The organism is Staphylococcus sp. HMSC34C02, from assembly GCF_001838705.1.
Classification (GTDB): Bacteria; Bacillota; Bacilli; order Staphylococcales; family Staphylococcaceae; genus Staphylococcus; species Staphylococcus borealis.
The window spans coordinates 14,944-41,692 of the sequence record NZ_KV838580.1; the positions used below are offsets into that span (position 1 = coordinate 14,944).

The 26,749-nt window shown below is 34.4% G+C and carries 23 protein-coding genes; 7 read left to right on the forward strand and 16 right to left on the reverse strand.

Annotated features, from left to right (window positions below; translation table 11 throughout):
* Window positions 1–85: 85 nt before the first annotated feature.
* Genes gatB through gatC form a run of 3 tightly spaced genes read right to left on the reverse strand, consistent with a single transcriptional unit; the run spans window position 86 to window position 3,287 of the window.
* Window positions 86–1,513: an Asp-tRNA(Asn)/Glu-tRNA(Gln) amidotransferase subunit GatB gene (gatB, locus tag HMPREF3239_RS05960; RefSeq protein WP_070855034.1), complete on the reverse strand. Its 1,428-nt coding sequence runs from the start codon at window positions 1,511–1,513 to the stop codon at window positions 86–88.
* Between the two features lie 12 nt (window positions 1,514–1,525).
* Window positions 1,526–2,983, reverse strand: a complete 1,458-nt coding sequence (gene gatA / locus HMPREF3239_RS05965) for an Asp-tRNA(Asn)/Glu-tRNA(Gln) amidotransferase subunit GatA (RefSeq protein ID WP_053030385.1) — start codon at window positions 2,981–2,983, stop codon at window positions 1,526–1,528.
* A 1-nt stretch (window position 2,984) separates the two neighbouring features.
* Entirely contained in the window at window positions 2,985–3,287 is a 303-nt protein-coding gene (gene gatC / locus HMPREF3239_RS05970; protein WP_011275356.1) for an Asp-tRNA(Asn)/Glu-tRNA(Gln) amidotransferase subunit GatC, read from the reverse strand.
* Between the two features lie 464 nt (window positions 3,288–3,751).
* Between gatC and putP the strand changes: the two genes are divergently transcribed.
* Window positions 3,752–5,290 carry a sodium/proline symporter PutP gene (putP, locus tag HMPREF3239_RS05975; protein ID WP_070855035.1) on the forward strand — a complete coding sequence of 513 codons (1,539 nt, stop codon included), beginning with the start codon at window positions 3,752–3,754 and terminating at the stop codon, window positions 5,288–5,290.
* A 60-nt stretch (window positions 5,291–5,350) separates the two neighbouring features.
* Here putP and HMPREF3239_RS05980 read toward each other — a convergent pair whose 3' ends face one another.
* The 10 genes from HMPREF3239_RS05980 to HMPREF3239_RS06025 all read right to left on the reverse strand — a co-directional run bounded on the left by HMPREF3239_RS05980 (window position 5,351) and on the right by HMPREF3239_RS06025 (window position 16,826).
* Entirely contained in the window at window positions 5,351–6,556 is a 1,206-nt protein-coding gene (locus HMPREF3239_RS05980; protein WP_053030387.1) for a CamS family sex pheromone protein, read from the reverse strand.
* A 12-nt stretch (window positions 6,557–6,568) separates the two neighbouring features.
* Window positions 6,569–8,572, reverse strand: a complete 2,004-nt coding sequence (gene ligA / locus HMPREF3239_RS05985; RefSeq protein WP_070855036.1) for an NAD-dependent DNA ligase LigA — start codon at window positions 8,570–8,572, stop codon at window positions 6,569–6,571.
* A 3-nt stretch (window positions 8,573–8,575) separates the two neighbouring features.
* Window positions 8,576–10,768, reverse strand: coding sequence for a DNA helicase PcrA (gene pcrA, locus HMPREF3239_RS05990; RefSeq protein ID WP_053030389.1), 2,193 nt, complete (start codon window positions 10,766–10,768; stop codon window positions 8,576–8,578).
* On the reverse strand, window positions 10,765–11,460 hold the full coding sequence (locus HMPREF3239_RS05995) for a heptaprenylglyceryl phosphate synthase (protein ID WP_053030390.1): 696 nt from the start codon (window positions 11,458–11,460) through the stop codon (window positions 10,765–10,767). Before HMPREF3239_RS05995 ends, pcrA begins: the two co-directional genes overlap by 4 nt.
* A 280-nt stretch (window positions 11,461–11,740) precedes the next feature.
* Window positions 11,741–12,043: a YerC/YecD family TrpR-related protein gene (locus HMPREF3239_RS06000; RefSeq protein WP_011275350.1), complete on the reverse strand. Its 303-nt coding sequence runs from the start codon at window positions 12,041–12,043 to the stop codon at window positions 11,741–11,743.
* A 93-nt stretch (window positions 12,044–12,136) separates the two neighbouring features.
* Window positions 12,137–13,432, reverse strand: a complete 1,296-nt coding sequence (purB, locus tag HMPREF3239_RS06005; protein ID WP_070855037.1) for an adenylosuccinate lyase — start codon at window positions 13,430–13,432, stop codon at window positions 12,137–12,139.
* Window positions 13,433–13,702: 270 nt separating this feature from the next.
* On the reverse strand, window positions 13,703–13,873 hold the full coding sequence (locus HMPREF3239_RS06010; RefSeq protein ID WP_070855045.1) for an NETI motif-containing protein: 171 nt from the start codon (window positions 13,871–13,873) through the stop codon (window positions 13,703–13,705).
* Window positions 13,854–14,459, reverse strand: a complete 606-nt coding sequence (locus tag HMPREF3239_RS06015; RefSeq protein ID WP_053030392.1) for a DUF2179 domain-containing protein — start codon at window positions 14,457–14,459, stop codon at window positions 13,854–13,856. The genes HMPREF3239_RS06010 and HMPREF3239_RS06015 overlap by 20 nt, the downstream gene beginning before the upstream one ends.
* Before the next feature lie 83 nt (window positions 14,460–14,542).
* Window positions 14,543–15,364, reverse strand: a complete 822-nt coding sequence (gene nadE / locus HMPREF3239_RS06020; protein WP_070855038.1) for an ammonia-dependent NAD(+) synthetase — start codon at window positions 15,362–15,364, stop codon at window positions 14,543–14,545.
* Entirely contained in the window at window positions 15,357–16,826 is a 1,470-nt protein-coding gene (locus HMPREF3239_RS06025) for a nicotinate phosphoribosyltransferase (protein ID WP_070855046.1), read from the reverse strand. The genes nadE and HMPREF3239_RS06025 overlap by 8 nt, the downstream gene beginning before the upstream one ends.
* 178 nt (window positions 16,827–17,004) lie before the next feature.
* Between HMPREF3239_RS06025 and HMPREF3239_RS06030 the strand changes: the two genes are divergently transcribed.
* Together HMPREF3239_RS06030 and HMPREF3239_RS06035 are read left to right on the forward strand one after the other, a co-directional pair.
* The gene (locus tag HMPREF3239_RS06030) at window positions 17,005–18,072 is read left to right on the forward strand and encodes a nitric oxide synthase oxygenase (protein WP_070855039.1); all 1,068 of its coding nucleotides are present in this window, start codon (window positions 17,005–17,007) and stop codon (window positions 18,070–18,072) included.
* A gap of 29 nt (window positions 18,073–18,101) precedes the next feature.
* Window positions 18,102–18,902 (forward strand): prephenate dehydratase, encoded by an 801-nt coding sequence (locus HMPREF3239_RS06035; protein ID WP_070855040.1) that lies wholly within the window; start codon window positions 18,102–18,104, stop codon window positions 18,900–18,902.
* Between the two features lie 247 nt (window positions 18,903–19,149).
* On the opposite strand, the gene HMPREF3239_RS06040 is transcribed toward HMPREF3239_RS06035, so the two are convergent.
* A complete protein-coding gene (locus HMPREF3239_RS06040) occupies window positions 19,150–20,232 on the reverse strand; it encodes a glycosyl hydrolase family 28-related protein (protein ID WP_070855041.1) in 1,083 nt (360 codons plus the stop codon).
* A gap of 172 nt (window positions 20,233–20,404) precedes the next feature.
* Here HMPREF3239_RS06040 and HMPREF3239_RS06045 point away from each other — a divergent pair, with 172 nt between their 5' ends.
* The 3 genes from HMPREF3239_RS06045 to HMPREF3239_RS06055 all read left to right on the forward strand — a co-directional run bounded on the left by HMPREF3239_RS06045 (window position 20,405) and on the right by HMPREF3239_RS06055 (window position 23,662).
* Entirely contained in the window at window positions 20,405–20,965 is a 561-nt protein-coding gene (locus HMPREF3239_RS06045; RefSeq protein ID WP_070855042.1) for a cysteine hydrolase family protein, read from the forward strand.
* Window positions 20,966–21,015: 50 nt separating this feature from the next.
* Window positions 21,016–21,945 carry a manganese-dependent inorganic pyrophosphatase gene (locus HMPREF3239_RS06050; RefSeq protein ID WP_053030398.1) on the forward strand — a complete coding sequence of 310 codons (930 nt, stop codon included), beginning with the start codon at window positions 21,016–21,018 and terminating at the stop codon, window positions 21,943–21,945.
* A 334-nt stretch (window positions 21,946–22,279) separates the two neighbouring features.
* Complete coding sequence (locus HMPREF3239_RS06055; RefSeq protein WP_070855043.1) at window positions 22,280–23,662, forward strand: aldehyde dehydrogenase; 1,383 nt, start codon at window positions 22,280–22,282, stop codon at window positions 23,660–23,662.
* Between the two features lie 304 nt (window positions 23,663–23,966).
* On the opposite strand, the gene HMPREF3239_RS06060 is transcribed toward HMPREF3239_RS06055, so the two are convergent.
* Both HMPREF3239_RS06060 and HMPREF3239_RS12305 read right to left on the reverse strand, forming a co-directional pair.
* Complete coding sequence (locus HMPREF3239_RS06060) at window positions 23,967–25,001, reverse strand: 6-phosphogluconolactonase (protein WP_053030400.1); 1,035 nt, start codon at window positions 24,999–25,001, stop codon at window positions 23,967–23,969.
* A 142-nt stretch (window positions 25,002–25,143) separates the two neighbouring features.
* The gene (locus HMPREF3239_RS12305) at window positions 25,144–25,317 is read right to left on the reverse strand and encodes a hypothetical protein (RefSeq protein ID WP_011275337.1); all 174 of its coding nucleotides are present in this window, start codon (window positions 25,315–25,317) and stop codon (window positions 25,144–25,146) included.
* Window positions 25,318–25,645: 328 nt separating this feature from the next.
* Here HMPREF3239_RS12305 and HMPREF3239_RS06065 point away from each other — a divergent pair, with 328 nt between their 5' ends.
* Window positions 25,646–26,686, forward strand: coding sequence for a C45 family autoproteolytic acyltransferase/hydrolase (locus HMPREF3239_RS06065; protein WP_070855044.1), 1,041 nt, complete (start codon window positions 25,646–25,648; stop codon window positions 26,684–26,686).
* The last annotated feature ends 63 nt before the right edge of the window (window positions 26,687–26,749 follow it).

The following is a 26,749-nucleotide window of genomic DNA, read 5'->3' on the forward strand; positions in this document are numbered from 1 at the left end:
TGCGAATTTGCAAAATAGCATTATTATATTATTTTTTCCCAGACTGTTAATTAATCATTGAATGACATACAAATGCATCATTTAATTAGCGTTTATCTAATTCTTGTTTTAAAATTTGGTTTACTTTTTGAGGGTTAGCTTGGCCTTTAGATGCTTTCATAATTTGACCAACTAAGAAGCCCATCGCTTTGCCTTTACCATTTTTATAATCTTCAACTGATTGTGGATTATTGTCTAACGCCTCTGTAACAAATTGAGTTAAAGTAGCCTCATCAGAGATTTGTACTAAACCTTTGTCTTCCATAATTTGTTTAGCATCTCCACCATTTTCAGCTAACTCTGGGAAAACTTTTTTAGCGATTTTACTACTCATTGTACCGTCTTCAATAAGTTTAATCATACCAGCAAGGTTTTCTGGCGTTAATTGAGTATCTTGTAACTCAACTTGATTTTTATTTAAATATTCATTAACGCCACCCATTAACCAGTTAGATGTTAATTTAACATCGGCACCTTGGTCTATAGCACCTTCAAAGAAATCTGACATTTCTTTAGTAAGTGTTAAGACGTGGGCATCGTATTCTGGTAATCCTAAATCATTAACGTATTTCGCTTTACGTTCGTCTGGTAATTCAGGAATTGTTTCACGTACGCGTGCTTTCCATTCATCATCAACGTATAAAGGTACGATATCAGGTTCAGGGAAGTAACGATAGTCATCTGAACCTTCTTTAACACGCATTAAGATTGTTTTGCCAGTTGATTCATCGAAACGTCGTGTCTCTTGTCCAATAGTACCACCGTTTAATAATTCTTCCTCTTGGCGTTTTTCTTCATATTCTAAACCTTTTCTTACATAGTTAAATGAGTTAAGGTTTTTCAATTCAGTTTTAGTACCGAATTCTTTTTGTCCATAAGGACGTAATGAAATGTTGGCATCACAACGTAATGACCCTTCTTCCATTTTACAGTCAGATACGCCAGTGTATTGGATGATTGAACGTAATTTTTCTAGATAAGCATATGCTTCTTTTGGAGATCTGATATCCGGTTCAGAAACAATTTCGATTAATGGTGTACCTTGACGGTTTAAGTCAACTAATGAATAACCATCTTTATGTGTTGATTTACCAGCATCTTCTTCCATGTGAAGACGTGTGATTCCAATACGTTTTGTTTCACCATCTACCTCGATATCAATATATCCATTTTCACCGATAGGTTGATCAAATTGAGAAATTTGATATGCCTTTGGATTGTCTGGATAGAAATAGTTTTTACGGTCAAATTTAGAATTTGTCGCAATGTCCATATTTAAAGCCATTGATGCACGCATAGCCCAGTCTACAGCACGTCTATTAACGACTGGTAATACACCAGGATATGCTAAGTCAATAACATTTGTATTTGAGTTAGGTTCAGCTCCAAAATGTGCTGGTGATGGAGAGAACATTTTTGAGTCTGTTTTTAGCTCAACGTGAACTTCAAGTCCGATAACTGTTTCAAAATGCATTATTTCCACTCCTTATAATTTTTCATATGCGTCATGTAAGTTGAATTGTGTTTCATATTGATATGCCACACGATATAACGTCTTTTCATCAAAAGGTTTACCGATAAATTGTAAGCCGATTGGTCTACCGTTTGATTGCCCACAAGGAACAGAAATACCTGGTAAACCAGCTAAGTTAACAGGTGTAGTTAATAAGTCATTAGCATACATAGTTAAAGGATCATCAATTTCATCACCTAAGTTAAATGCAGTCGTTGGTGCTGTTGGTCCTACAACTACGTCATAGTTTTCAAATACTTTATCAAAGTCATTTTTAATCAATGTTCTAACTTTTTGTGATTTTTTATAGTATGCATCATAATATCCAGAACTTAACGCGAAAGTACCTAAGAAGATACGGCGTTTAACTTCAGCGCCAAAACCTTCAGATCTAGACATTTTATATAATTCTTCTAATGTTTGAGCTTCTTTAGAATGGTAACCATAACGAATACCATCAAAGCGAGCTAAGTTTGCTGATGCTTCAGATGACGCAATAACATAATATGATGGAATACCATATTTAGTATTTGGAAGTGAAACTTCTTCAACTTCTGCACCTAAAGATTTAAGTGTCTCAACTGCATTCTTAACAGCTTCTTTAACATCTTCATTGATACCTTCACCTAAATACTCTTTTGGTAACGCTACTCTTAAACCTTTAATATCTTTACCAATATCTGATGTGAAGTCAACGTCTTCAACTGGTGCACTTGTAGAGTCATTTCTATCAACGCCAGAAATCGTTTCTAACACGATAGCGTTATCTTTAACATTACGTGTAATTGGTCCTATTTGATCTAGTGATGATGCAAATGCAACTAATCCGAAACGTGAAACGCGTCCATAAGTTGGTTTCATTCCTACGACACCACAATATGCTGCTGGTTGACGAATTGAGCCACCAGTATCTGACCCTAAACTAAACGGTACTAATCCCGCTGCAACTGCTGCTGCAGAACCACCAGATGAACCACCTGGTACAGCTTTATGATCGAATGGATTAACTGTTTGTTTAAAGTATGATGTTTCTGTAGAACCACCCATAGCAAACTCATCCATGTTAAGTTTACCGATTAAAATGGCATTTTCATCATGTAATTTATTCATTACAGTTGATTCATAAATAGGAACAAATCCTTCTAACATTTTACTTGCACATGTTGTTTCCACGTCTTTAGTAATAATGTTGTCTTTGATTCCCATTGGAATACCAAACAATTTACCTTCCATTTGGCCTTTTGCTTGTAATTCATCTAATTCTTTAGCTTTTTTAATTGCATTATCTTTATCTAATGCTAAAAATGATTTAATTGTAGGATCCGTTTCTTCAATTGCATCATAGATGTCTTTGACAACTTCTGAAGGCTTAATCTCATTGTTTTTAATCATTTCTGATAATTTTTCAACTGATTCATAACGAATACTCATCTTAAGCTTCCTCCTCATTCATGATAGCTGGTACTTTAAATTGACCATTTTCTGTCTCTTTAGCATTTTTTAATGCAAGTTCTTGAGGAATGCCCTCGATTGCTTCATCATCACGTAACACATTTTGTAAATCTAATACGTGATACGTTGGTTCAATACCTTCTGTATCTGCTGTATCATTTTGCTTAGCAAAATCTAAGATACTTTCAAGTGTATTAGCCATTTCTTCAGTTTCTTCTTCAGAAATTTGAAGTCTTGCTAAATGTGCTATATGTTCAACCTCTTCGCGTGTAACTTTAGTCATTTATTAAAAGCCTCCTTATTACTCATTCATCATAAAATTGTATCAAATTTTCACCTAAAAATCTAAATATTTATTGAATCAACACAACGGTAAAGCATTGTGAATGGTTAATTGATAGAAAAACAAGATCTTTTTGCACCACAATTAATGTAACTCAATTATAATTTTTGACATATATGTGGTCTATAATTTGCATTTAAGGACATTAAACATTTAAATATACACATCATGGACAATATGATTGCTAATTTCCGTTTTTTAAAAACCCTTTATTATTAAGTGTTTAAAGTGTTTTTCTTTTTAAAAATAAAAATTAACACTTCTCTAAACCATTCATCACATTGTATAATATTACATGTAACTAAATTAATTAAAAAGGTTGCATACATATGTATTTAAAATTTATCAAAGTTTATTAAACATCTATGTATCTACTTCGTTAAAATCAAAGGGGGTATTTCTATATGCTTATTTTAGGAGCAAGCTTGCCTAGTCAAGTGAATACCAATTGGCAAACATACATAATGATTGCGATTTATTTTATTATTTTGCTTATTATTGGTTATTACGGCTACAAACAAGCTACGGGTAACTTAAGTGAATATATGCTTGGTGGTCGAAATATCGGACCATATATTACAGCATTGTCTGCCGGTGCATCAGACATGAGCGGTTGGATGATTATGGGGCTTCCAGGTTCAGTCTATAGCACAGGCCTATCAGCAATTTGGATAACGATCGGACTTACATTAGGTGCCTATGTCAACTATCTTATTGTGGCACCAAGATTGAGAGTGTATACAGAAGTGGCAGGCGATGCAATCACCCTTCCTGATTTCTTCAAAAATCGACTTAATGATAAAGAAAATATTATTAAAATTATTTCTGGTTTAATCATTGTAGTATTCTTCACATTATATACTCACTCTGGCTTTGTATCTGGTGGTAAGCTGTTTGAAAGTGCATTTGGATTAAACTATCACTTTGGATTACTACTCGTTGCTGTCATCGTGATTGCCTATACTTTCTTCGGAGGTTACTTGGCTGTATCGATTACCGATTTCTTCCAAGGCGTCATTATGTTAATCGCGATGGTTATGGTTCCTATCGTTGCTATATTGCAACTTAATGGTTGGGATACTTTTTCTCGAGTAGCTGAAATGAAACCAACGAATATGGACTTATTTAGAGGTACGACTACACTTGGTATTATTTCTCTATTTGCTTGGGGTCTAGGTTATTTTGGTCAACCTCACATCATTGTAAGATTTATGTCTATAAAGTCACATAAAATGTTACCTAAAGCACGTCGATTAGGTATTAGTTGGATGACTGTTGGCCTACTAGGTGCTGTAGGCGTTGGTTTAACTGGTATTGCGTTTATACCAGACAATCACGTTAAAATGGATGATCCTGAAACGTTATTCATCATTATGAGTCAAATTTTATTTCACCCGTTAGTAGGTGGTTTCTTATTAGCCGCCATTCTTGCAGCAATTATGAGCACGATTTCATCACAATTATTGGTTACTTCAAGTTCCTTAACAGAAGACTTCTATAAATTAATTCGTGGTGAAGAACGCGCAAAATCACATCAAAAAGAATTCGTATTGGTTGGTAGACTTTCTGTATTAGCCGTTGCCATTGTTGCTATCGCAATTGCATGGTCTCCTAATGACACGATTCTGAATTTGGTTGGTAATGCTTGGGCAGGCTTTGGCGCATCTTTCAGTCCATTAGTATTATTCTCACTTTACTGGAAGAAGTTAACTCGAGCTGGTGCGATTAGTGGTATGGTAGCTGGTGCGCTCGTGGTCATTATATGGATTGTATGGATTAAACCTCTAGCTGGTATCAATGAAATTTTTGGCATGTATGAAATCATTCCAGGTTTCTTAGTTAGTGTTATTGTTACCTATGTTGTTAGTTTGTTAACGCAACATCCTGGTGACTTTGTTGAACGAGACATTGAAAAAGTTAAATCAATTGTTCGTGAAAAGTAGCATGATTATATTAAAAACTACGGATAGCCTATCATTTAGGTATTATCCGTAGTTTTTTAATTAATTATTATAAATATGAACTTGAGGTTCTTTATCCTCTTTAGATTTACTAATTAGAGCTCTTGGCGTATTGCCATCTTTAATGCGAATTTCATAACTATCGATATTATCAAAGTATTTCTGCGCTTGTTCTGTAACATACTGCGTAATACCAATCGTCTCAGCTTGACCATAGTAATCAATCGGTAAGTCTATTGTTAATTGAGTTGGTTTCTTACCTTCAAATTTCACTTTACCTACTGCTTGCGTAAAATTAGTAAAGTAAGATTGTAGATTATTATTGAATTGCTTGAAATTATTATTTAAATTCTCATTATACTTTTCAGCTGTTGATGAAGGTAAGAGTGCTGAAACTTGATCAATTTTATTCCATTTATTAATTTTAGTTTGGTCATCATCCACTGTAGTATTGGCGATGAATTCACCTGGAGTAATTGAATTTTGATCTGATTGTTTATAAATCGCAAAATGAATAGGAATATCTTTAAGGTCATCATTGGCTCTTAATCTCGTTAAGATTTCGGAAGCCATTTGTTTACCTTGTTTTTCAATTTCCTTATCATCAAGTTCCTTACTATAAGTCTCTCCATCTTTTTCTTTTTGATAGTAATAGACACTATTCATGGCTAAACCAATTGTCATACCTTTTATATTTTTACCTTTAGTATCACCACTATCATAGAAATCTTGTTCAAGTATGTTAGATAAATACGCAGGTGATTGTTCTGCGATTTTTTCCGGATCATCCTCACCTTTATGTGATGGATTCAAACCTAAATTTTCACTCGCATTGTTTGATTCCTTCTCTTTATCACTCATCTTATCTATTTCTTTTTTAGTGTATTTAGGATTTAAGTAACTATTAATCGTATCTTTATCTAAATATTGACCATCTTGATATAGATAGTCGTCAGTTGGAAAGACATCTTTACTTAATTTCAATAAACCACTTTCAAAATCATCACCATTGTAGCTATTTGCCATATTATCTTGTAATACGCCACGCGCCTTGCTTTCTTTAAATGGCAGAATCGTACGGTAATTATCACCTTGTACATTTTTATCTGTTGCTATTGTCTTAACATTATTTGAGTCTGATTTTGATTCTTGCTTATTTACAGATTGATTATTTTTATTATCATTGTCATTGCCACATGCCGCTAACAGCACAAGCGACGTTAAAATTAAAAATAGGGTCCGCTTCATTGCCGTTCTCCTCTAACTTGATATTTCATTTTGTTTTGCCACAAATTGTTCTTCTGTCCAAATTTCAGTACCAAACTTTTCAGCCTTAGTTAATTTAGAACCAGCATCTTCACCCGCAATTACTAAATCCGTATTTTTTGTCACACTACTTGTAACTTTCGCACCTTGTAATTCTAACCAAGCGGATGCTTCTTTACGTGTTAACTGTTGTAATTTCCCTGTTAAAACGATGATTTTATCTTTAAAATCAGGGTGACCTTCTATGTCAGACGTCTTAATTCCATTATAAACCATATTGACATCTTTGTTTTTTAATTTTTCAATCAGTGCTTTTATATCTTCATTTTCTAAGTAAGTCACTACTGATTGTGCTAATTTATCACCAATGTCATGTATACTAATAAGTTCCTCTTCGGTCACTTCAAATAAACGATCCATTGTTTCATATTTCTCAGCTAAAACTTGACTCGCTTTTACACCCAGATGGCGAATACCTAAACCAAATAGCAAATGCTCTAATGAATTGGCTTTAGCATCATCAATAGCTTTAAGTAAATTGTCTACTTTTTTAGAACCCATGCGCTCTAGTGGTAATAAATCATCTTCAGTTAAGTAGAAAATGTCAGCCACATCTTTAATCACTTCATGATGATAGAGTTGCTGGATTATTTTTGTGCCTAAACCATCTATATTCATTGCCTGACGTGATACAAAGTGAATTAACCCTTCAACTAGTTGTGCTTGACACTTTGGATTAATACAACGCAATGCAACTTCACCCTCGATTCTTACCAATTCATGACCACAACTTGGACAATGCGTAGGCATAGAATAAGGTAACGTACCTTCTGGACGACGCTCCGTGATACTTCTTACAACTTCTGGAATGATGTCACCAGCTTTTTTAACTACGACGCTATCCCCAATTCTAATATCACGTTCACGTATTAAATCTTCATTATGTAATGATGCTCTAGAAACTGTTGTTCCAGCAACTCGTACTGGATTGAGAATTGCCGTTGGGGTCACAACGCCTGTTCTACCAATACTTAACTCAATATCTTGTAGCGTTGTAACGACTTCTTCAGCTGGGAACTTATATGCAATAGCCCATCTTGGAGATTTCTGTGTGTATCCCATTTCATCTTGTTGCTCTATGTCATTTACTTTTATTACAATACCATCAATATCATAAGGTAGTTGTTCACGTTGATTTGTCCATTTCTCAATGTATGCTAATACACCTTCAATATCATCAACACGTGCACGTTCATGATTTGTCTTAAATCCTAAGCGATCTAACTCATCTAACGCACCACTTTGAGTGGTTGCTTTAAAATCTGTAAAATCATTAACACTGTATAAAAATACGCTCAATTTACGTTTAGCAGCTAATTTCGGATCGAGTTGTCTTAATGAACCTGCTGCAGCATTACGTGGATTCGCAAATGGTTGTTCATCATTTTTTTCTTTTTCTTCATTGAGTCTTATGAAAGAACTACGTGGCATATAAGCTTCACCACGCACTTCAAAACTAAGTGGCTCATTAATTTTCAATGGAATCGCATGTATGGTACGTAAATTTTCAGTGATGTCTTCCCCCGTCGTTCCATCGCCTCGTGTCAAACCTTGAACGAAACGACCATCCACATATTTGAGTGATACAGCTAGACCATCTATTTTCAATTCACACATATATTCAACTTTACCAACTTGTTCACGAATACGTTGATCAAATCGACGCAACTCTTGCTCATTGAAAGCATTACCTAAACTTAACATTGGTGTATCATGGTTCACTTTCTCGAACGATGATTGCACCTCTCCACCTACACGAACGGTAGGTGAATCAGGTGATTTTAATTCAGGGTGTGCTTCTTCAATATCAATTAATTCACGTAATAATTTATCGTATTCACTATCAGGTACAGAAGGATTATCTTGTACATAGTATTCATAGCCATATTGATTTAATAAATCATGTAACGCTTTCACACGATTTTGGATATTGTCCATACATTAATCCTCCTTTTTCTCGATTGGTGCAAATTGTGCTAAGAGACGTTTAGGCCCCTCTGATTTAAATATAATGTCCAATTCAACAGAACCATTTTTCTCATTGACATTGCTTACCATGCCTTCGCCCCATGCTTTATGAGTCACTTTATCTCCGACATTCCAGTCAGAAGCTGAAACTTGTTTTTTTGATGATGTAGTGCGTTTGCTAAATCCGCGTTTAGGTTGTTTTGATGTTTTAGGCGTAATCGTTTGACGTTGTTGCTTAGCTGGCGTTTCTAATAAATCTTCAGGAATTTCACGTAAGAATCTTGAAGGCATATTAGATTGTGAACGACCATACAACATACGAGATGTCGCATGCGTAATATATAATACTTCTTCAGCTCTAGTTATGGCTACATAACAAATACGACGTTCTTCCTCCATTTCATGGTCATCATCACTCTTAATTGCACGAATATGAGGAAATAGTGATTCTTCCATTCCCATTAAGAATACGACTGGGAATTCTAACCCTTTCGCTGAGTGCATTGTCATAAGTGTTACGCCATTTTCAATTTGCGCTTCATCAATATCCGCCACTAATGATAAATCTGTTAAAAAGTTAATAAGTGATTGTTCTTCTAAAGGAGTATTCTCTTCATAATCTTTTGGTACGGACATAAACTCATCGATATTCTCTAATCTACTACGTGACTCTATCGTTTGTTCACGTTCAAGCATGTCTCTATATCCTGATTTATCTAAGATTTCAACAACAATTTCACTTACTTCTAGAAATTCCTGTTCTTTGATTAAGTTTTGAATCAGTTCATAAAACTTAATACATTCTTGCGTTACCTTTTTCGAAAGACCAATAAAGTCTACTTCTGCCAAAGCATCAAACATACTAATATTATTATCCATCGCATAGCGTTGAATTTTCTCAACAGATGAAGGGCCAATGCCGCGTTTAGGCACATTAATGACACGTTGTAAGCTGATATCGTCATTACTATTGGCAACTATTCTTAAATAACTTAGTAAGTCTTTGATTTCTTTACGGTCATAGAACTTTTGACCACCAACCATCGTGTAAGGAAGATTAGATTTCATAAACGTTTCCTCTAAGACACGTGATTGCGCATTTGTTCGATAAAGTATTGCCATATCACTATAATCTTTTCCAGCTTTACGGTGCTTCATAATTTCTCTAACTACATATTCAGCTTCATCACGTTCTGTCATTGCTTCATAGTATTTGATTTTTTCGCCACCTGTATTTGCTGTCCACAACCCTTTTGGTTTTCTCTCTGAATTATGTTTGATGACCTCATTGGCTGCAGTTAAAATCGTCTTAGTCGAACGATAATTTTGTTCTAAAAATATTGTTTTAGCATTAGGATAATCTTCTTCAAATGATAAGATATTTTGAATATCTGCACCTCTCCAGCCATAAATAGACTGATCTGAGTCACCAACTACACAAAGATTTTTGAATTTACTAGCTAATAACTTCACTAAAGTATATTGCGCTTTGTTCGTATCTTGGTATTCGTCTACATGAATGTATTGGAATTTGTTCTGATAGTATTCAAGTGCATCTGGAATACGCTCAAATAGCTGAATTGTCTTCATAATCAAATCATCAAAATCAAGTGCTTCATTACGCGTCAATTGACGTTGATACCCACTATAAACCGTAGCAACCATTTGTGAATGGAAGTCATTCGCCTCATTAATTGCATCTTCAGGTGTTTTGAGTTCATTCTTCAAATTACTAATTGCACCAATAAACATTCTTGGTTCAAAACGTTTACTGTCGATATTTTCATTTTTAAGGACATCTTTAATGACAGATTTTTGATCGGTTGGATCAATAATTGTAAAATTACGTTCAATGCCTATTCTATCTGCATCACGTCGCAATATTCTTACGCACATAGAGTGGAAGGTAGACATCCAAATCACTTGTGCCTCTTCACCTACTAATTGTTCAACACGTTCTTTCATTTCTTTAGCGGCTTTATTAGTAAAAGTAATCGCTAATATATTGTAAGGAGAAACGTCTTTTTCATCTAATAAATAGGCGATACGATGCGTTAACACTCTCGTTTTACCTGAACCAGCGCCGGCCATAATTAACAATGGACCTTCTGTCGTTCTTACCGCTTCACTTTGCTCTTTATTCATATGATCAACTAATGAATTCATTTATTAGACTCCTTTTTTATTTTTACTGTTTTTATCGCTTTTTTAATGTCTTCATAAATAATATTACCTACTACAATAGTGTCTGCATGTTGTGACATTTCTCTAGCTTGTTCAATAGACGTAATACCACCGCCATACACCAATTGCGTATTCGTTAATAAACGTGATGCAGCTTCAACCGTCGCAACATCACCATATTTCCCACTATATTCAATGTACATCATTGGCAATTTATACATCTCATTTACCATTTGTGCATATGCCTCTACATCTTCAATATCTAAATTCGTATTAGCCTGTGTTAGTTGTGCTACTTTACTATCTGGATTAAGCACGAGATAACCTTCTAACACGACTTCGTCAAAATTAACCATAAAACCGAATTGCTTCAAGGCTTGATGCATTATCCCGTTATGATATGTCGTATCCTGACTATTTAACACTGTAGGTACAAAATAAAAATCAAAGCCCGGAATAATACTTTCAATATTAGATATTTCAAGAACTAATGGTAATGGATATCTTCTTACTCTACTCATCAAATGAATGACATTATCTTCAGTAACATTATCTGTGCCACCAATCATGATAGCATCTGTATTTGACATACATAGTGTATCTAAATCGTTATCACTAATTTCTTTTGCAGGATCTAATTTGAACACATGTTGCCACGCTTTAATGTCATACATAATCCCTTAACTCCTTTTTTTAACATACACCAAATTATATCATTTTTAGGGTGCCAATTCTAAATAGAATCATTGGAAATTATACAGTTTATAAGGAAAACAAATTATAATTATTTGCAGTTACACTTGTGAAAAAAATTAATTTTAAACCTATATTTATAAACAGTTATCCCTTCGCATTGAACGTACAGATAAAATGCTCCCTCCAAAATATTCAAATGAATGACCATTTCGAAGGGAGCAATTCACGTTATAACTTAGCGTTTAACGTTATGATATATTATTTTTTCGTTTCTATATTTAGTCGTTCCAAAATCATCGTATACGCATCATTACCCCATTGTAATGAACGCTTTACTCTGGAAATTGTTGCTGTTGAGGCACCAGATTCCTTTTCGATAGTAGCATAGGTATAACCCTGTTTAATCATCTTAGCAACTTGTAGTCTTTGAGATAACGATTGAAGTTCATTAACAGTGCATAAATCATCAAAGAATTGATAACATTCTTCTCTATTTTCAAGTGTAAGAATTGCATCAAAAAGTTCATCTAACGCTTGACCTCGTAATTTCTCTATTTGCATCTCAAACAACCCCTATAATCCGTTTTCAATATACTCTCATTTTAACGCATTAAATAGTTAAAGTGTAGTATTTTAAATGAAAACAGTCACTTATTATTCTAATCCTGCACGTTTGAAAATAGTATCAACTTGATTTAAATGGTGTTCAGGGTTGAAACATTCATCTAATTCTTCTTTAGAAAGTACATTTGTGATCGTTTCATCTTTCTCTAATAATTGACGGAAAGGTGTTTTCGTTTCCCAAGATTCCATCGCTTTAGGTTGTACTTTATCATAAGCTTCTTCACGAACCATGCCTTTATTGATTAATGCTAATAGTACACGTTGTGAGAAGATTAATCCGAATGTTTTATCGATGTTATTTCTCATATTATCTTCAAACACAGTCAATCTATCTACAATGTTTGTAAAACGATTTAATGCATAATTCAACGCAATTGTAACATCTGGCAACATGATACGTTCAGCTGAAGAGTGAGAGATATCACGTTCATGCCACAGTGGCACATTCTCGTATGCAGTTGTAATATACCCTCTGATTACTCTAGAAATACCTGTGATATTTTCTGAACCAATAGGATTACGTTTATGAGGCATCGCTGATGAACCTTTTTGGCCCTTTGCAAATGCTTCTTCAACTTCTCGTGTTTCAGTTTTTTGTAAATTACGAATTTCAACAGCAAATTTTTCAAGTGATGTAGCTATTAAAGCTAACGTAGCGATATAGTATGCATGACGATCACGTTGTAATGTTTGTGTTGAAACTGGTGCTGTATCAATACCTAAGTGCTCACATACATAGTGTTCTATTTCAGGTGGAATATTAGCAAATGTACCAACTGCACCACTCATTTTACCCACTTCAATTTCTTTCCGAACTTCTTTGAATCGTTTTAAATTTCGTTTCATTTCAGTGTACCACAATGCCATTTTCACACCGAACGTCGTTGGTTCAGCGTGTACACCGTGAGTACGCCCCATCATCAATGTATATTTATATTTTTTCGCTTTTTGTTCTAAAACATCTATGAAACGCTCAATATCTTTTTCTATAATTTCGTTAGCTTGTTTAATTACATAGCTTAGTGCTGTATCAACGACATCTGTTGAAGTTAAACCATAGTGTACCCATTTACGTTCTTCACCTAAAGTTTCTGAAACTTGTCTTGTAAAAGCAACAACATCGTGACGTGTTTCTTGTTCAATTTCTTGTGCGCGTTGCACATCAACTTTAGCGTTCTGTCTTATCTTTTGTACATCTTCTTTAGGGATGTGGCCTAATTCACTCCAAGCTTCACAAGCTAAGATTTCAACCTCTAACCAAGCTTCGTATCTGTTTTGATCAGTCCAAATATTTGCCATTTCTTCTCTTGAATAACGATCAATCATTTCTAATCTCCTATTCTATGTATAAAATTTATAATTCAAAACTGTACATTAAACGTAAATTATCTAAAATAGTTCGTCTTTAAGACTTCAATTTTAGTTTAACAGATTATATATCAAATGTATAAATCTTTTTTTACAAACTTAGTATAATAGATTTCTTTTAAATAATACACTCATCCATTAACAATAGAATTATAAAAAGAGTGAAAAGAAGTTTTGAATACCCTTCTTTTCACTCTTAATCAAGCTATATTTCATTAATTTTTAATATTAAAGCTTCTTACCAACAAATTGAATATCTTGTCTTAGAACAACGATATTACCCTCTTCATCTTCAGTATATATTGGTTTTTCGATTCGTTTAACTGGCATATACCCTTCTTCACGCATACGTGATAGACATTCTGAGATGGTTTCATTGTCATTTACTTTGAATTTCATCATGTTCCACAACACTTTCAATTTCTTCAACTTCATATGCTTTAACTTTTCGAGTACGAACACCTTTCGTCCAGAAGCCACCATGAATCGCTCTAGGTTCATACGCTATGATGAATGCTTTCGCATCTAAATTGCGCACTGTTTCCATTAATTTACGTTCATAACGTCTTGGCGTTAATATTTGCATTACCATTCGACTACCATCACGACCGTGTGCTGCGTAGTGTGTAACACCATAACCTAAATTTCTCAATTCATTTGGTAAATCAATCTCATACTCCGATGATGTCACGTTTACTACTGTATAACCTAAAGCGAGTTTTTCTTCAATTTTCATACCAACTAAAATCCCTATAGAGAAACCAAACGCATAAGCAAAAATATTTTGAATTTGGTCTAAACTAGACATCACCATACCAAGACCAACTACATATACTAATACTTCAAGGAAGCTGACTGCCGCCGCCATATAACGATACCCTTTTAACGTTAATATCGTACGCATAGTTAAAAATGTGACGTAAAAAACGTTGATAACGAATATCGCTAATACCATTGACCATGGATTTGAAGTTATCACTGACATACTAATCCCCTTTTCTTACATGGATATCTAAAATCGAAATAATTTTATCAGTGAATGTTTATTTTGTCACTAGAAAATGTTTTTTAATTTTTAGGCCAAGTGTAACGTGTATATGCTAATTCACGTTTATGGGCATTTTTGATATAGTGATTTTCAATCGTATCACGTGCTTCGCTTGACACGTGCTTGCCTTCTAAATAATCATCTATTTCATCATACGTAACACCCAATGCTTCTTCATCAGGTAGTTGAGGTTTATCATCCTCTAAATCTGCTGTAGGGATTTTTTCGTATAAATGTTTTGGTGCATCTAAATATTTCAATAATTGTCTTCCCTGTCTTTTATTCAGACCGAAGATTGGCGCAATATCGGCAGCACCATCACCATACTTCGTATAGAATCCGGTAATATTTTCAGCTGAATGATCAGTTCCTATGACGATGCCACTTCGATTCGATGCAATTGAAAATTGAACTTTCATACGTTCACGGGCTTTTTCATTACCACGTTGAAAATCTGTTAATGTAATGCCGGCTTCGCTTAACGATTGCACACTTTGATCAACTGCTGGTTTAATGTTAACGGTTATGATTTCATCAGGATGAATAAAATCTAGCGCGTCTTCGACCTCTTCAGCATCTTTTTGAACACCATAAGGTAATTTCACAGCGATAAATTGACACGCTCGCCCTTCTTTACGTAATTCCTCAACCGCTATCTGTGCCAATTTACCAGTCAACGTTGAATCTTGACCACCGGAAATACCTAATACTAAAGATTTAATAAATGAATGTGATTGTACATAATTTTTTATGAATTGTATAATGTCACGCGTCTCTTGTTCACTATCAATCGTTGGTTTCACTTTCATTTCTTTGACTACGATATCTTGTAAATTAGTCATTGTCCTCCTCCATTTCTTTCACGTGTTCTGCAACTTCGAATATACGTTTATGTTTGTTATCCCAACAAGCAGTACTTAAATCAACCGGATATTCTTGAGGATTTAAATAGCGTTTATTTTCATCCCACAATTTAGATAGCGCATGCTTAGAATAGTCTTGTGCTTCTTTTTCACTCGGTAATTGATAAACCAATTTACCATTTTCAAAAATTGAGTGATGTAAATCGATCGCCTCAAAGTGTTTAATATGTTTCATTTTGTATGTGTGAACTGGATGGAACATTTTTAAAGGCTTCTCTGTATTAGGATTTTCATGTTCTAGCGTAATATAGTCGCCTTCAGCTTTACCTGTTTTTGTATTAATGATGCGATAAACCTTTTTCTTACCTGGTGTAGTTACTTTCTCAGCATTGTTAGAAAGTTTGATTCGATCAATATATTGACCGTTATCATCTTCAACTGCTACAAGCTTATACACTGCACCTAAAGCGGGTTGATCATAACCGGTAATCAATTTAGTGCCTACACCCCATGAATCAACTTTAGCACCTTGAGATTTTAAACTCATAATTGTTTGTTCATCTAAGTCATTAGATGCAATAATTTTAGCATCTTTGAATCCCGCTTCATCTAACATTCTACGTGCTTCTTTAGATAAATAAGCAATATCACCAGAATCTAAACGTATCCCAATGAAATTAATTTTATCCCCTAATTCCTTAGCCACTTTAATTGCGGTAGGCACACCGGATTTCAATGTATGGAACGTATCTACTAAGAAAACGCAATTTTTATGACGTTCTGCATAGATTTTAAACGCCTTATACTCATCACCATATGTCTGAACGAGTGCATGTGCATGCGTACCAGAAACAGGTATACCAAATAATTTACCTGATCGCACATTACTCGTAGAATCAAAACCGCCAATATAGGCAGCACGTGCCCCCCATAGTGCTGCATCCATTTCTTGTGCACGTCGTGTTCCGAATTCCATTAAAGTATCATCAGGTGCAACTTGACGGATTCGACTTGCTTTAGTTGAAATTAACGTATGGAAGTTAATTATGTTTAATAATACTGTTTCTATAAGTTGTGCTTGAATTAATGGTGCTTCTACTCGAAGTAATGGCTCATTACCGAAGCACAATTCACCTTCTTGCATTGAACGTATATTACCAGTGAACTTTAAGTTCTTTAGATAATTCAAGAAATCATCTTTATAACCAATCGACTGTAAATACGCAATATCAGAATCACTAAAATGAAAATGTTCTATAAATTGAATTACTCTTTTTAATCCATTAAATACTGCATAGCCACTCTCAAAAGGCATATTTCTAAAATACAAGTCAAATACTGCATTTCGTTCGTGAATACCATCATTCCAATAGCTTTCTGCCATATTAATTTGATACAAGTCATTATGTAACATTAAACTGTCATCTTCGTATCGATACACCATAATCTCTCCTAACGATGTTTTAGTACATTTTATCATAATTCATTAGAAGTGCGTATTCACATCTTATTGATACTTTTAAAATAAAAAATATATCAATTAGACAAATTCGTGACAATATATGTAATTGAATGAGTTAATTGATTGTCTAGATTATAATATGAACCGAGGTGGTCTTATGTTATTAGAAGAAGCGAGACGTTTTATCGAAACGATGTATCACGAACTTAATTACAATGCATCGCAACGGGATAATAGATTAAAAGAAATAGAAGAAGAGATCCAACATACAGGCACATATACACATACGTTTGACGAATTAGCGTATGGTGCAAAACTTGCTTGGCGTAATTCTAATCGTTGTATTGGGCGCTTATTCTGGGATTCTCTCTATGTAGAAGATGCAAGAAATGTTGACAATGAGCATGATTTTATTAATGCTATCAACCATCATCTAAAATATGCAACGAATGATGGTAAAATCAAACCTTATATAACGATTTTTTCACCTGATCAAGCACCACGTATATTTAATAATCAACTTATTAGGTATGCAGGCTATGAACATTGTGGTGATCCATCTGAACGAGAAGTAACACAATTGGCCGAACATTTAGGATGGAAAGGTGCAGGCACAGACTTTGATGTACTACCACTCATATACCAGTTACCTAATGATTCAATTAAACTATATGAGTTACCCCATGAATTAGTAAAAGAAGTTAATATAGAACATGATCAGTACCCAAAATTGAAACAACTAAATTTAAAATGGTACGGTGTTCCTATTATTTCGAATATGGATTTAAAAATTGGTGGTATCACGTATCCAACTGCTCCATTTAATGGGTGGTATATGGTAACTGAAATTGCAGTGCGCAATTTCACAGACCCTTACCGCTATAATTTACTTGAAAGTGTTGCAGAAGCGTTTGAATTTGATACACTTAAGAATAATTCTTTTAATAAAGATCGAACGCTAGTTGAATTAAATTATGCAGTGTATCATTCATTCAAATCTCAAGGTGTCTCAATTGTAGATCATCTAACTGCATCTAAACAATTTCAATTATTTGAAGAAAAAGAACACGCTCATCATCGTGATGTTACAGGAAAATGGTCATGGTTAGCACCACCACTTTCACCAACCCTTACTTCAAACTATCATCATGGTTATAATAATGAAATCAAGGATCCTAATTTTCACTATAAGACATCACAGTCAATTAAGTGTCCGTTCCACTAGTGTTCAATCATTCGAGGTGATGAACAAAGATGCGTTTATATTATTTAGGCCCTAAAGGGACTTTTTCATACTTAGCAGCTAAAACTTATTTATCAGAGGAAGAGGTTACATATTCTCCTAAATCCAATCTCTATGAGGTAATTAAAGCAGTTAACAGTCATAGCAATGCTGTGGGTATCGTCCCTATTGAAAATTCAATTGAAGGAACAATTAATATTGTTGCAGATGCGCTTGCGCAAGAAGACATTTATGCTCATGGTGAAATTCATTTAGATATAAATTTTGGCCTATACGCGCTTAAAGGCACTTCACTGGAGGACATTGAAAAGGTATATTCTATCGCACCTGCGATTAGTCAGACGAGCCAATATATACACCGACATCATTTCTTATATGATTATGTCGACAGTACAATACAAAGTTTGGAGAAAATCGATACACATGTTGCTGCTATTGCGCCACTAGGTAGTGGCGAAGCGTATGGTTTCGAACCAATTGATGCACACATTCAAGACTATCCGCATAATGTTACGCGTTTTTTAGTTGTTAAAAGTGATGAACACTATAGTGAAACAGCTACTAGCACGTTGTTATTAATCACACCGAAACATGACAAAGCTGGCCTGTTAGCTAGTATACTCAATACTTTTGCATTATTTGATATTAATTTGTCATGGATAGAATCTAGACCACTTAAGACACAACTAGGTATGTATCGTTTCTTTGTTCAAACCGATATAGGTAAAAGTGAAGAACTTGATAAAGTTATTTCAATTTTAGAAACATTGGACTTCAGCGTTAAAATTATAGGCGCATTCAATCGCCAATAGAAATTAGGCGTGAGCCTGGGACATAAATAATATGATGATGCTATTTTGCAAATTCGCAGTAGCTGACTGAACTGAAAATGCACTTAAATCAAGCTTTTCTCAGTTCTAGTCACCCTTGCGGGCGGGGCCCCAACAAAGAGAATTTCATCAAGAAATTCTACAAGCTAAGCAAGCTGGGAGTGGGACGACGAATTTAAAAGAATTCTGTCCCACTCCCACTCCCATTTTGTCCTACTTGCAAACTGTTTTATTCTATATTTATTTTCCTAATTGTGATGTCCTCATCCTGATTTAAAGTCAGGTCAGCTATATCCTCTAAATGTATCGTTTGTGATGCATCATCAAACGAATTCCCTGCAATAAATACTTTCTGATGTTTTACATCATTATAACTTCTAATATGAATGGCATCTTTTTTCATTTTCCCACTAAAATGATTACTAATTACACTGAAGTTTTCACCTGCTTGAGATGGCATAACTAAGCCTGTGTTAGGGTCAGCAGCATTCTTTCCATCTTTCACACCTAAAAATCGAATACCACCTTTACAATTTTTGAATTCATTGCGTGATATAATCATGTTTTTAGCTTTAAGAGGTGTTAATGCATAATCTTCCATTCCATCAAAACAATTATCTTTAATATGCACATTGTCATAGAATTTATTATATCTACTTGCGTGCGAGCCAATCGCTCTATTCCATGGGCGCATGTGTTGGTCTTCAGAATCACCGAAATAACAATTCTCGATAACAACGTTTTTAGTAATGGTTCCATCTGTCGTGCCAAATTTAGGGAATGCACCTGGGACTTGTATATCCAATTGAATCGCTTCTGAAAATGAGCGGTCGCCATCAAAATCATTAAATCCCTTAAAATGACAGTTCTTGATATATAAGCCATTAATACCACAGGCATCTAAAGCATGTCCACCTACGACATTTAATACCGTAACACCAATCAGTTGAATGTCTTCCGTATGTCCAATTGACATTGCAGTATTATTATACGGAAATTGACCACCATTCATATCAAATGTTCCACCTTTAATATAAATCTGACCATTTCCTTGATATCCTTTATAAAAGCCAAAGCGATGTCCGTTTTTTAAAAGGGCATCCTTACCACATCTTAGCAACGTGGTATCATCTTCAAGTAATAGTGTCGTTGCACCGTAAATAATGAGTGCTTTCGAAATATGATACGTACCACTCGGTATAAACACAGTGTGTTCACCATATCTTGCTTTATTCAATGCGCGCTGTATTGCTTTCGTGTCTTTGCGTTTATTATGTCCTTTTAGTCCATAATCTTGAGCATTAATTAACATATCGTATCCCCTATCTCAACTTTCCAATCTTTAAATCTATAGGCTATGTACCATTTTAGAATGGGATTAGCTATAATATATGTAATGATTAATGAGGTAATCATTTAATCGTTTCTATATAATTATACAATTTTTAAATACCTCAAACATTTATTCGAGAGGATGATAGCTCATGACTAAAAAAGCACTTATCGTTGTAGATTATTCTTATGATTTTATTGCAGATGATGGCCGCTTAACATGTGGTAAACCCGGTCAAGATATCGAAACGTTTATCCTAAACCGTCTTGAAACGTTTCAGTCACATGACCAAGATATTTTCTTTATGATGGATTTACACTATGAAAATGATCCTTTCCACCCTGAGACGCAGTTATTCCCTCCTCATAATATTGAGGGCACATCAGGGCGCGACCTGTATGGTAAGGTTAAATCATTTTATGATAATTTTAAAGAATGCGAGAATGTTCATTATCTAGATAAACGTCGCTATGATTCTTTCTACGGTACGCCTTTAGATAGCCTATTACGTGAAAGAAATATCACAGATATTGAAATTGTAGGTGTATGTACAGATATTTGCATTCTCCATACTGCCGTATCAGCATATAATTTAGGATATCACATCACTATTCCTAAAGATGGTGTTGCTTCTTTCAATGAAAATGGTCATGTGTGGGCTTTGGGACATTTTGTAAACTCATTAGGCGCAGAGGTAGATGTTCCTAAATAAAACATGATAAAATAAGATGAAAAATCAAATGATAAGGGTGGATAATAACAATGGCAAAAACTTATATTTTTGGACATCAAAATCCAGATACAGATGCAATCGCATCAGCTATAATCATGGCTGATTTTGAACAATTAACTGGTAACTCTGAAGCGACGCCATATCGCTTAGGAGATATTAATCCTGAAACTCAATATGCTTTAGATCACTTTGAAGTTAAAGCACCAGAATTATTAAGTGATAACCTAGATGGTCAAGAGGTTATCTTAGTCGATCATAACGAATTCCAACAAAGTGCTGAAACAATTTCTGATGCTGAGATCAAACACGTTGTAGACCATCACAGAATCGCAAACTTTGAAACTGCTTCACCACTTTGGTATCGAGCAGAACCAGTTGGTTGTACAGCTACAATTCTTTATAAAATGTATAAAGAACGTGGATTTGAAATTAAACCACACATTGCTGGATTAATGATTTCAGCAATCATTTCTGATAGCTTATTATTTAAATCACCTACTTGTACAGATGAAGATGTAAATGCTGCTAAAGATTTAAAAGACATTGCAAATGTTGATTTAGATGAATATGGCTTAGATATGTTAAAAGCTGGTGCATCTACAACGGATAAATCTGCTGAAGAATTATTAGATATGGACGCTAAATCATTCAATATGGGTGACTATGTTACACGTATTGCACAAGTTAACACGGTTGACATTGACGAAGTCTTAGATCGCAAAGAAGATCTTGAAAAAGCAATGTTAGAAACAAGTGCAAATGAAAAATACGACTTATTTGTATTAGTCGTAACTGATATTATTAATAGTGACTCTAAAATTTTAGTCGTAGGTGCTGAAAAAGACAAAGTTGGCGAAGCATTTAAAGTTCAACTAGACGATGGCATGGCATTCTTATCAGGCGTTGTCTCTCGTAAAAAACAAGTGGTACCTCAAATTACAGAAGCTTTAACTAAATAAGACATTTAGGTATTTAATTAACCGCCTATATATGTAAGGCTAGGACATTATTAATTAAACAATACTACTTTGCAAATGCGCAGTAGCTAACTGAACCGAGAGGGCGTATGCTTTTCTCGGTTTTAGTTATCTTTGCGGGCTAGACCCCAACAAAGCGCATTTCATCAAGAAATTCAACAAGCAAAGCAAGCTAGGAGCGGGCGACGAATTTAAAAAAATTCAGTCCCGCTTCATTTTTATTGAAATAAATTTAGGGTATAGATATGATGAATAACATCATACATTTTAATAAAGTTTTTTAATTTAAAAAGGATTCATTAGGAGGTATCATATATTGCCGACCATCGAGCAACAATTCGAAGAGAGTAAAGCTTTTTTTAAAACACATAAAACAAAAGATTTGAAATTTCGAAAGCATCAGTTAAAACAGTTAAGTAAAAGCATTAAAAATCATGAAAATGATTTACTTGATGCGCTTAAAACAGATTTAGGAAAAAGTCCTGTTGAAGCCTATGCTACAGAAATTGGATTTACTTTAAAAAGTATTAAAACAGCACGTAAAGAATTGAAAAATTGGGCTAAAACAAAACAAGTTGACACCCCTCTATTTATGTTTCCTGCAAAAAGTTATATTAAGCAGGAACCTTATGGCACAGTATTAATCATTGGTCCATTTAACTATCCAGTTCAATTGGTATTTGAACCCTTAATTGGCGCTATCGCAGCTGGAAATACAGCGCTTGTTAAGCCATCTGAATTAACACCTCATGTTGCCACAGTCATTCGTCAAATTATTGAAGACGTGTTTACACCAGATTATATAGCTGTTGTTGAAGGAGGTATTTCTGAGACACAAACATTAATTCAACTACCTTTCGACTATATCTTCTTTACAGGTAGTGATAAAGTTGGTCAAATTGTATATGAAGCTGCTAGTAAAAATTTAGTCCCTGTTACGCTTGAATTAGGTGGAAAGTCTCCTGTTATTGTAGATGACACAGCTAATATCAAAGTTGCAAGTGATCGTATTAGTTTTGGTAAATTTACAAATGCTGGTCAAACATGTGTAGCACCAGACTATATATTAGTAAATAAGAAAGTTAAAGACGAATTGATTGAGGCGCTTAAACAAAGTATTCAGGAATTTTATGGTCACACGATTGAGGAAAGCCCTGACTTCGGTCGCATCGTCAATGATAAACATTTTAATCGCTTAAATGAATTACTTCACGTACATCAACAACATATTATTTTCGGTGGCCATACAAATGCATCAACGCGCTATATAGAACCAACTTTATTAGATGGCATCACACCTAACTCTAAAATTATGCAGGAAGAAATTTTTGGTCCACTCTTGCCTATCATTACTTACGATGATTTCAATGAAGCAATCGATATTGTGCAAAGTAAAGCTAAACCATTGAGTCTCTATTTATTTAGTGAAGATGAGAATAGTACACACCGTGTGTTAAATGAATTATCATTCGGCGGTGGCGCAATCAATGATACATTAATGCATTTAGCAAATCCTAAACTACCATTTGGTGGTGTAGGCATGTCTGGTATCGGTCAATATCACGGTAAATATACTTTTGAAACTTTTAGCCACAGTAAGTCATATATCTTTAAATCTACACGATTAGATTCAAGTGTAATGTATCCACCCTATAAAGGTAAATTTAAATATATTAGAACCTTTTTTAAAAATTTATAAATTCATTCGAAAAGAAGGGAGCGGGACAGAATTCTTTTGAATTCGTCGTCCGACTCCCAACTTGCTTTGCTTGTAAAATCACTTTCGTGATTTCTTTGTGTTGGGGCCCCGACTCCCAAGTTGCTTGACTTGTAGAATTTCTTAGCGAAATTCTCTTTGTTGGGGCCCCGCCCACCTCCGCAAGGATGACTAGAACTGAGAAAAGCTTGATTTAAGCGTCTTCTCAGTTCAGTCAGCTACTGCGAAATTGCTAAGTAGCATCGTTATATTATTTATGTCCCAGACTGGCTATTTATATAGTTTATTAAATAAAGCTAACATGTACACCCTCAGGTGCATTGTATTGATTATCTGTTGGCGTTAATTTACCTGTATGTGTATCTCTATTGAATACGGTAATGTCATAATTTCCTTCTTGATGGGCACATACTAAGTAGTCATCTGATTCAGTTATATTAAAATCTCTAGGAAATTGGTCCCCACTTTTAACAATTTCTACTGGGTTTAGTCCAGCACCATCATCTGTAATCGTGAAAACAGCAATACTATCATGACCGCGATTACTAATATATAGCGATTGTTGATCATGAGATAATCGGACAGCAGCTAGTTTAGTATCTTCATTAAAATCTTCTGGAATCGTTAAATGACGTTCTATTTCTTTAAATTCGCCATCCTCATACTTAGCAACACTTACATAATTAGATAATTCATGAACAATATATGCATATTCGCCATTCTTATGAAAAGCAATGTGTCTAGGACCATCTTGATCTTTAAATTGAGACACTTTATACTCTTTTAAGCCTTCACTACTATATTCATACGTGACAACACGATCAGTACCTAAATCCGTAGCTACAACGTATTTACCGTCAGGTGTTTCATTTAAATAATGGACATGTGAATGCTCTTGGCGTTCGTGACTACCAAGTGGATAGTCGTGGTGCAATTCTTGAATTAACTTCACAATTTCACCTGTCTCTTTATTTAATTGATATATTCTAGCGATACCAGCGCCGTACACCGCTTCAAACAAGAAATTATGATCTGTGGATACTGAAATATAACAGCCTGTACCCGCTTCAGAAGCTAAGCATTTATTGATTAATGTTAGTGCACCTGAATGATCTTTTTTAAATGCTGCTACTCCACAATGTGTCCCCTCTTTCGTAATGGCATATAAATAATCGTCGGTTTGTGCAAGGTAGGTTGATGCTTCAATTTCATAACCCGTATTAACAGCACTAATGTGACCATTATCTTCATTTAATTCGAATAAATAAATCCCTTTACCCTCTTTTTTCGTATATGAACCGATATAACCCTTAGTTGTCATCAGTATACCTCCTAAGTTCTAGTTACCTTTATTTTATTAAAAGAAGGGGCACTATGACAATTATTCTTAATCGCTCTAAACCATTAATTAAAAAGAAAAACCAGTAACCTCAACATTGAAGTTACTGGTACTGTTACGCAAATTACGCGTTATTACTTTCAATATCTGAAACGATTTCTTTCGTTTTTCTTTCGATATCTTCAAAGTCTTTTTTGAAGATGTAAGCAAATGCTACAACACCTACACCAACGACTACTGATGTAATAACTACTAAGCTTAATAAGAATTTGAATAAACCTTTAATTAAATCCCACATGTATGTTTCACCTCTAAATAGAAATAAGTATGTTTACAATATTATATATTATCATACTTACTGTTATCATTAAATAGATACCTTTTTTGTCTTATAATAATCATTAAAAAATGAATTTCAAAAACTTCATAAGTTTTCAATTGTACATTAGTTTAATACATCCACCATGCTTTTACTTTGTTATATACTTTTAAATAAGCGTCCTGAAACATAGTACCCCTCCTTGTTTTTTAAATTTTTCTTGCTATCATGTTCAGTATAATAATAATTATATTAGTTTTCAATTAATGCTATTTTACAATATTTAGAATTTTCAGGAGGCCTTCTCATGCAACAAGTGAATTCAGATATCATGACGTTTAGAGGATCACATTTTGATTTAGGGGTTAAAACAGCTCAATGGCTTAAACAAACGCCTTTACTAGAAAATCGTGAGCGTGAATGGAAAAAACGTATGCCTCGTTTTGATATAGATGTTAATGAAACTTATTCAGTTTTTCAAACATATGCACCCCAAATTTGGGAAGAAATTATGGGAATGCAAGAAGTACTGAATCTACCTACAAAACAAATGATATTAAATTTTGCACATTATCGTTTCACAGATTTAAAAGAAAGTGGATGTACTGTATTTCAAGGTAAGGATTTTATGGTCCGTAATTATGATTATCATCCTGCCACATATGATGGAAGATACTTATTATTCCAACCTAATGACGGAGGACTAGCGCAAATTGGGCCTACGTCTAGAGTGACAGGTCGCATGGATGGTATGAATGAAGCTGGTTTGACGATGGGCTATAACTTTATGCATCGTAAACACCCTGCTAATGGCTTTGTATGTTATATGATTGGACGCCTTGTTTTAGAATATTGCAGAGATGTAGATGAAGCTGTTAAATTCTTAAACGAACTTCCACATAGAAGCTCATTTAGTTATATTTTAATGGATAAAAAGCTTAATCATGCCATCGTTGAAGTGACACCACGTTCATTTGATGTTAGATATGATAAAGTATGTACAAATCATTTCGAAGTCTTAACACACGAGAATCGAAATTACACGAAAGAATCACGTGAACGATTAGAACGTACTATTTCTCAAACTTCACAATCCCTAGATAAACATACAGCCTTTAAATTATTTAATGATCCAAAGTTCGAAATTTACAGCAAATTATTTAGAAGTTGGTCAGGTACAATACATACTTCAATGTATGAACCACAAAACTTAACCGCTTGGATGACGTTAGGTGAAAATCAAGTCCCGACTTCAATTAATTTTCAATCATGGCTTGATGGACATGAACTGGAGATTCAGCAATTTAAAGGTCAAATTGATACCGATTTAACTTTCGCAAATTATTAAAAAAGAGGCTGGGAGATAAATAATTTAACGAAGCTATTTTGCAAATTCGCAGTAGCTGACTGA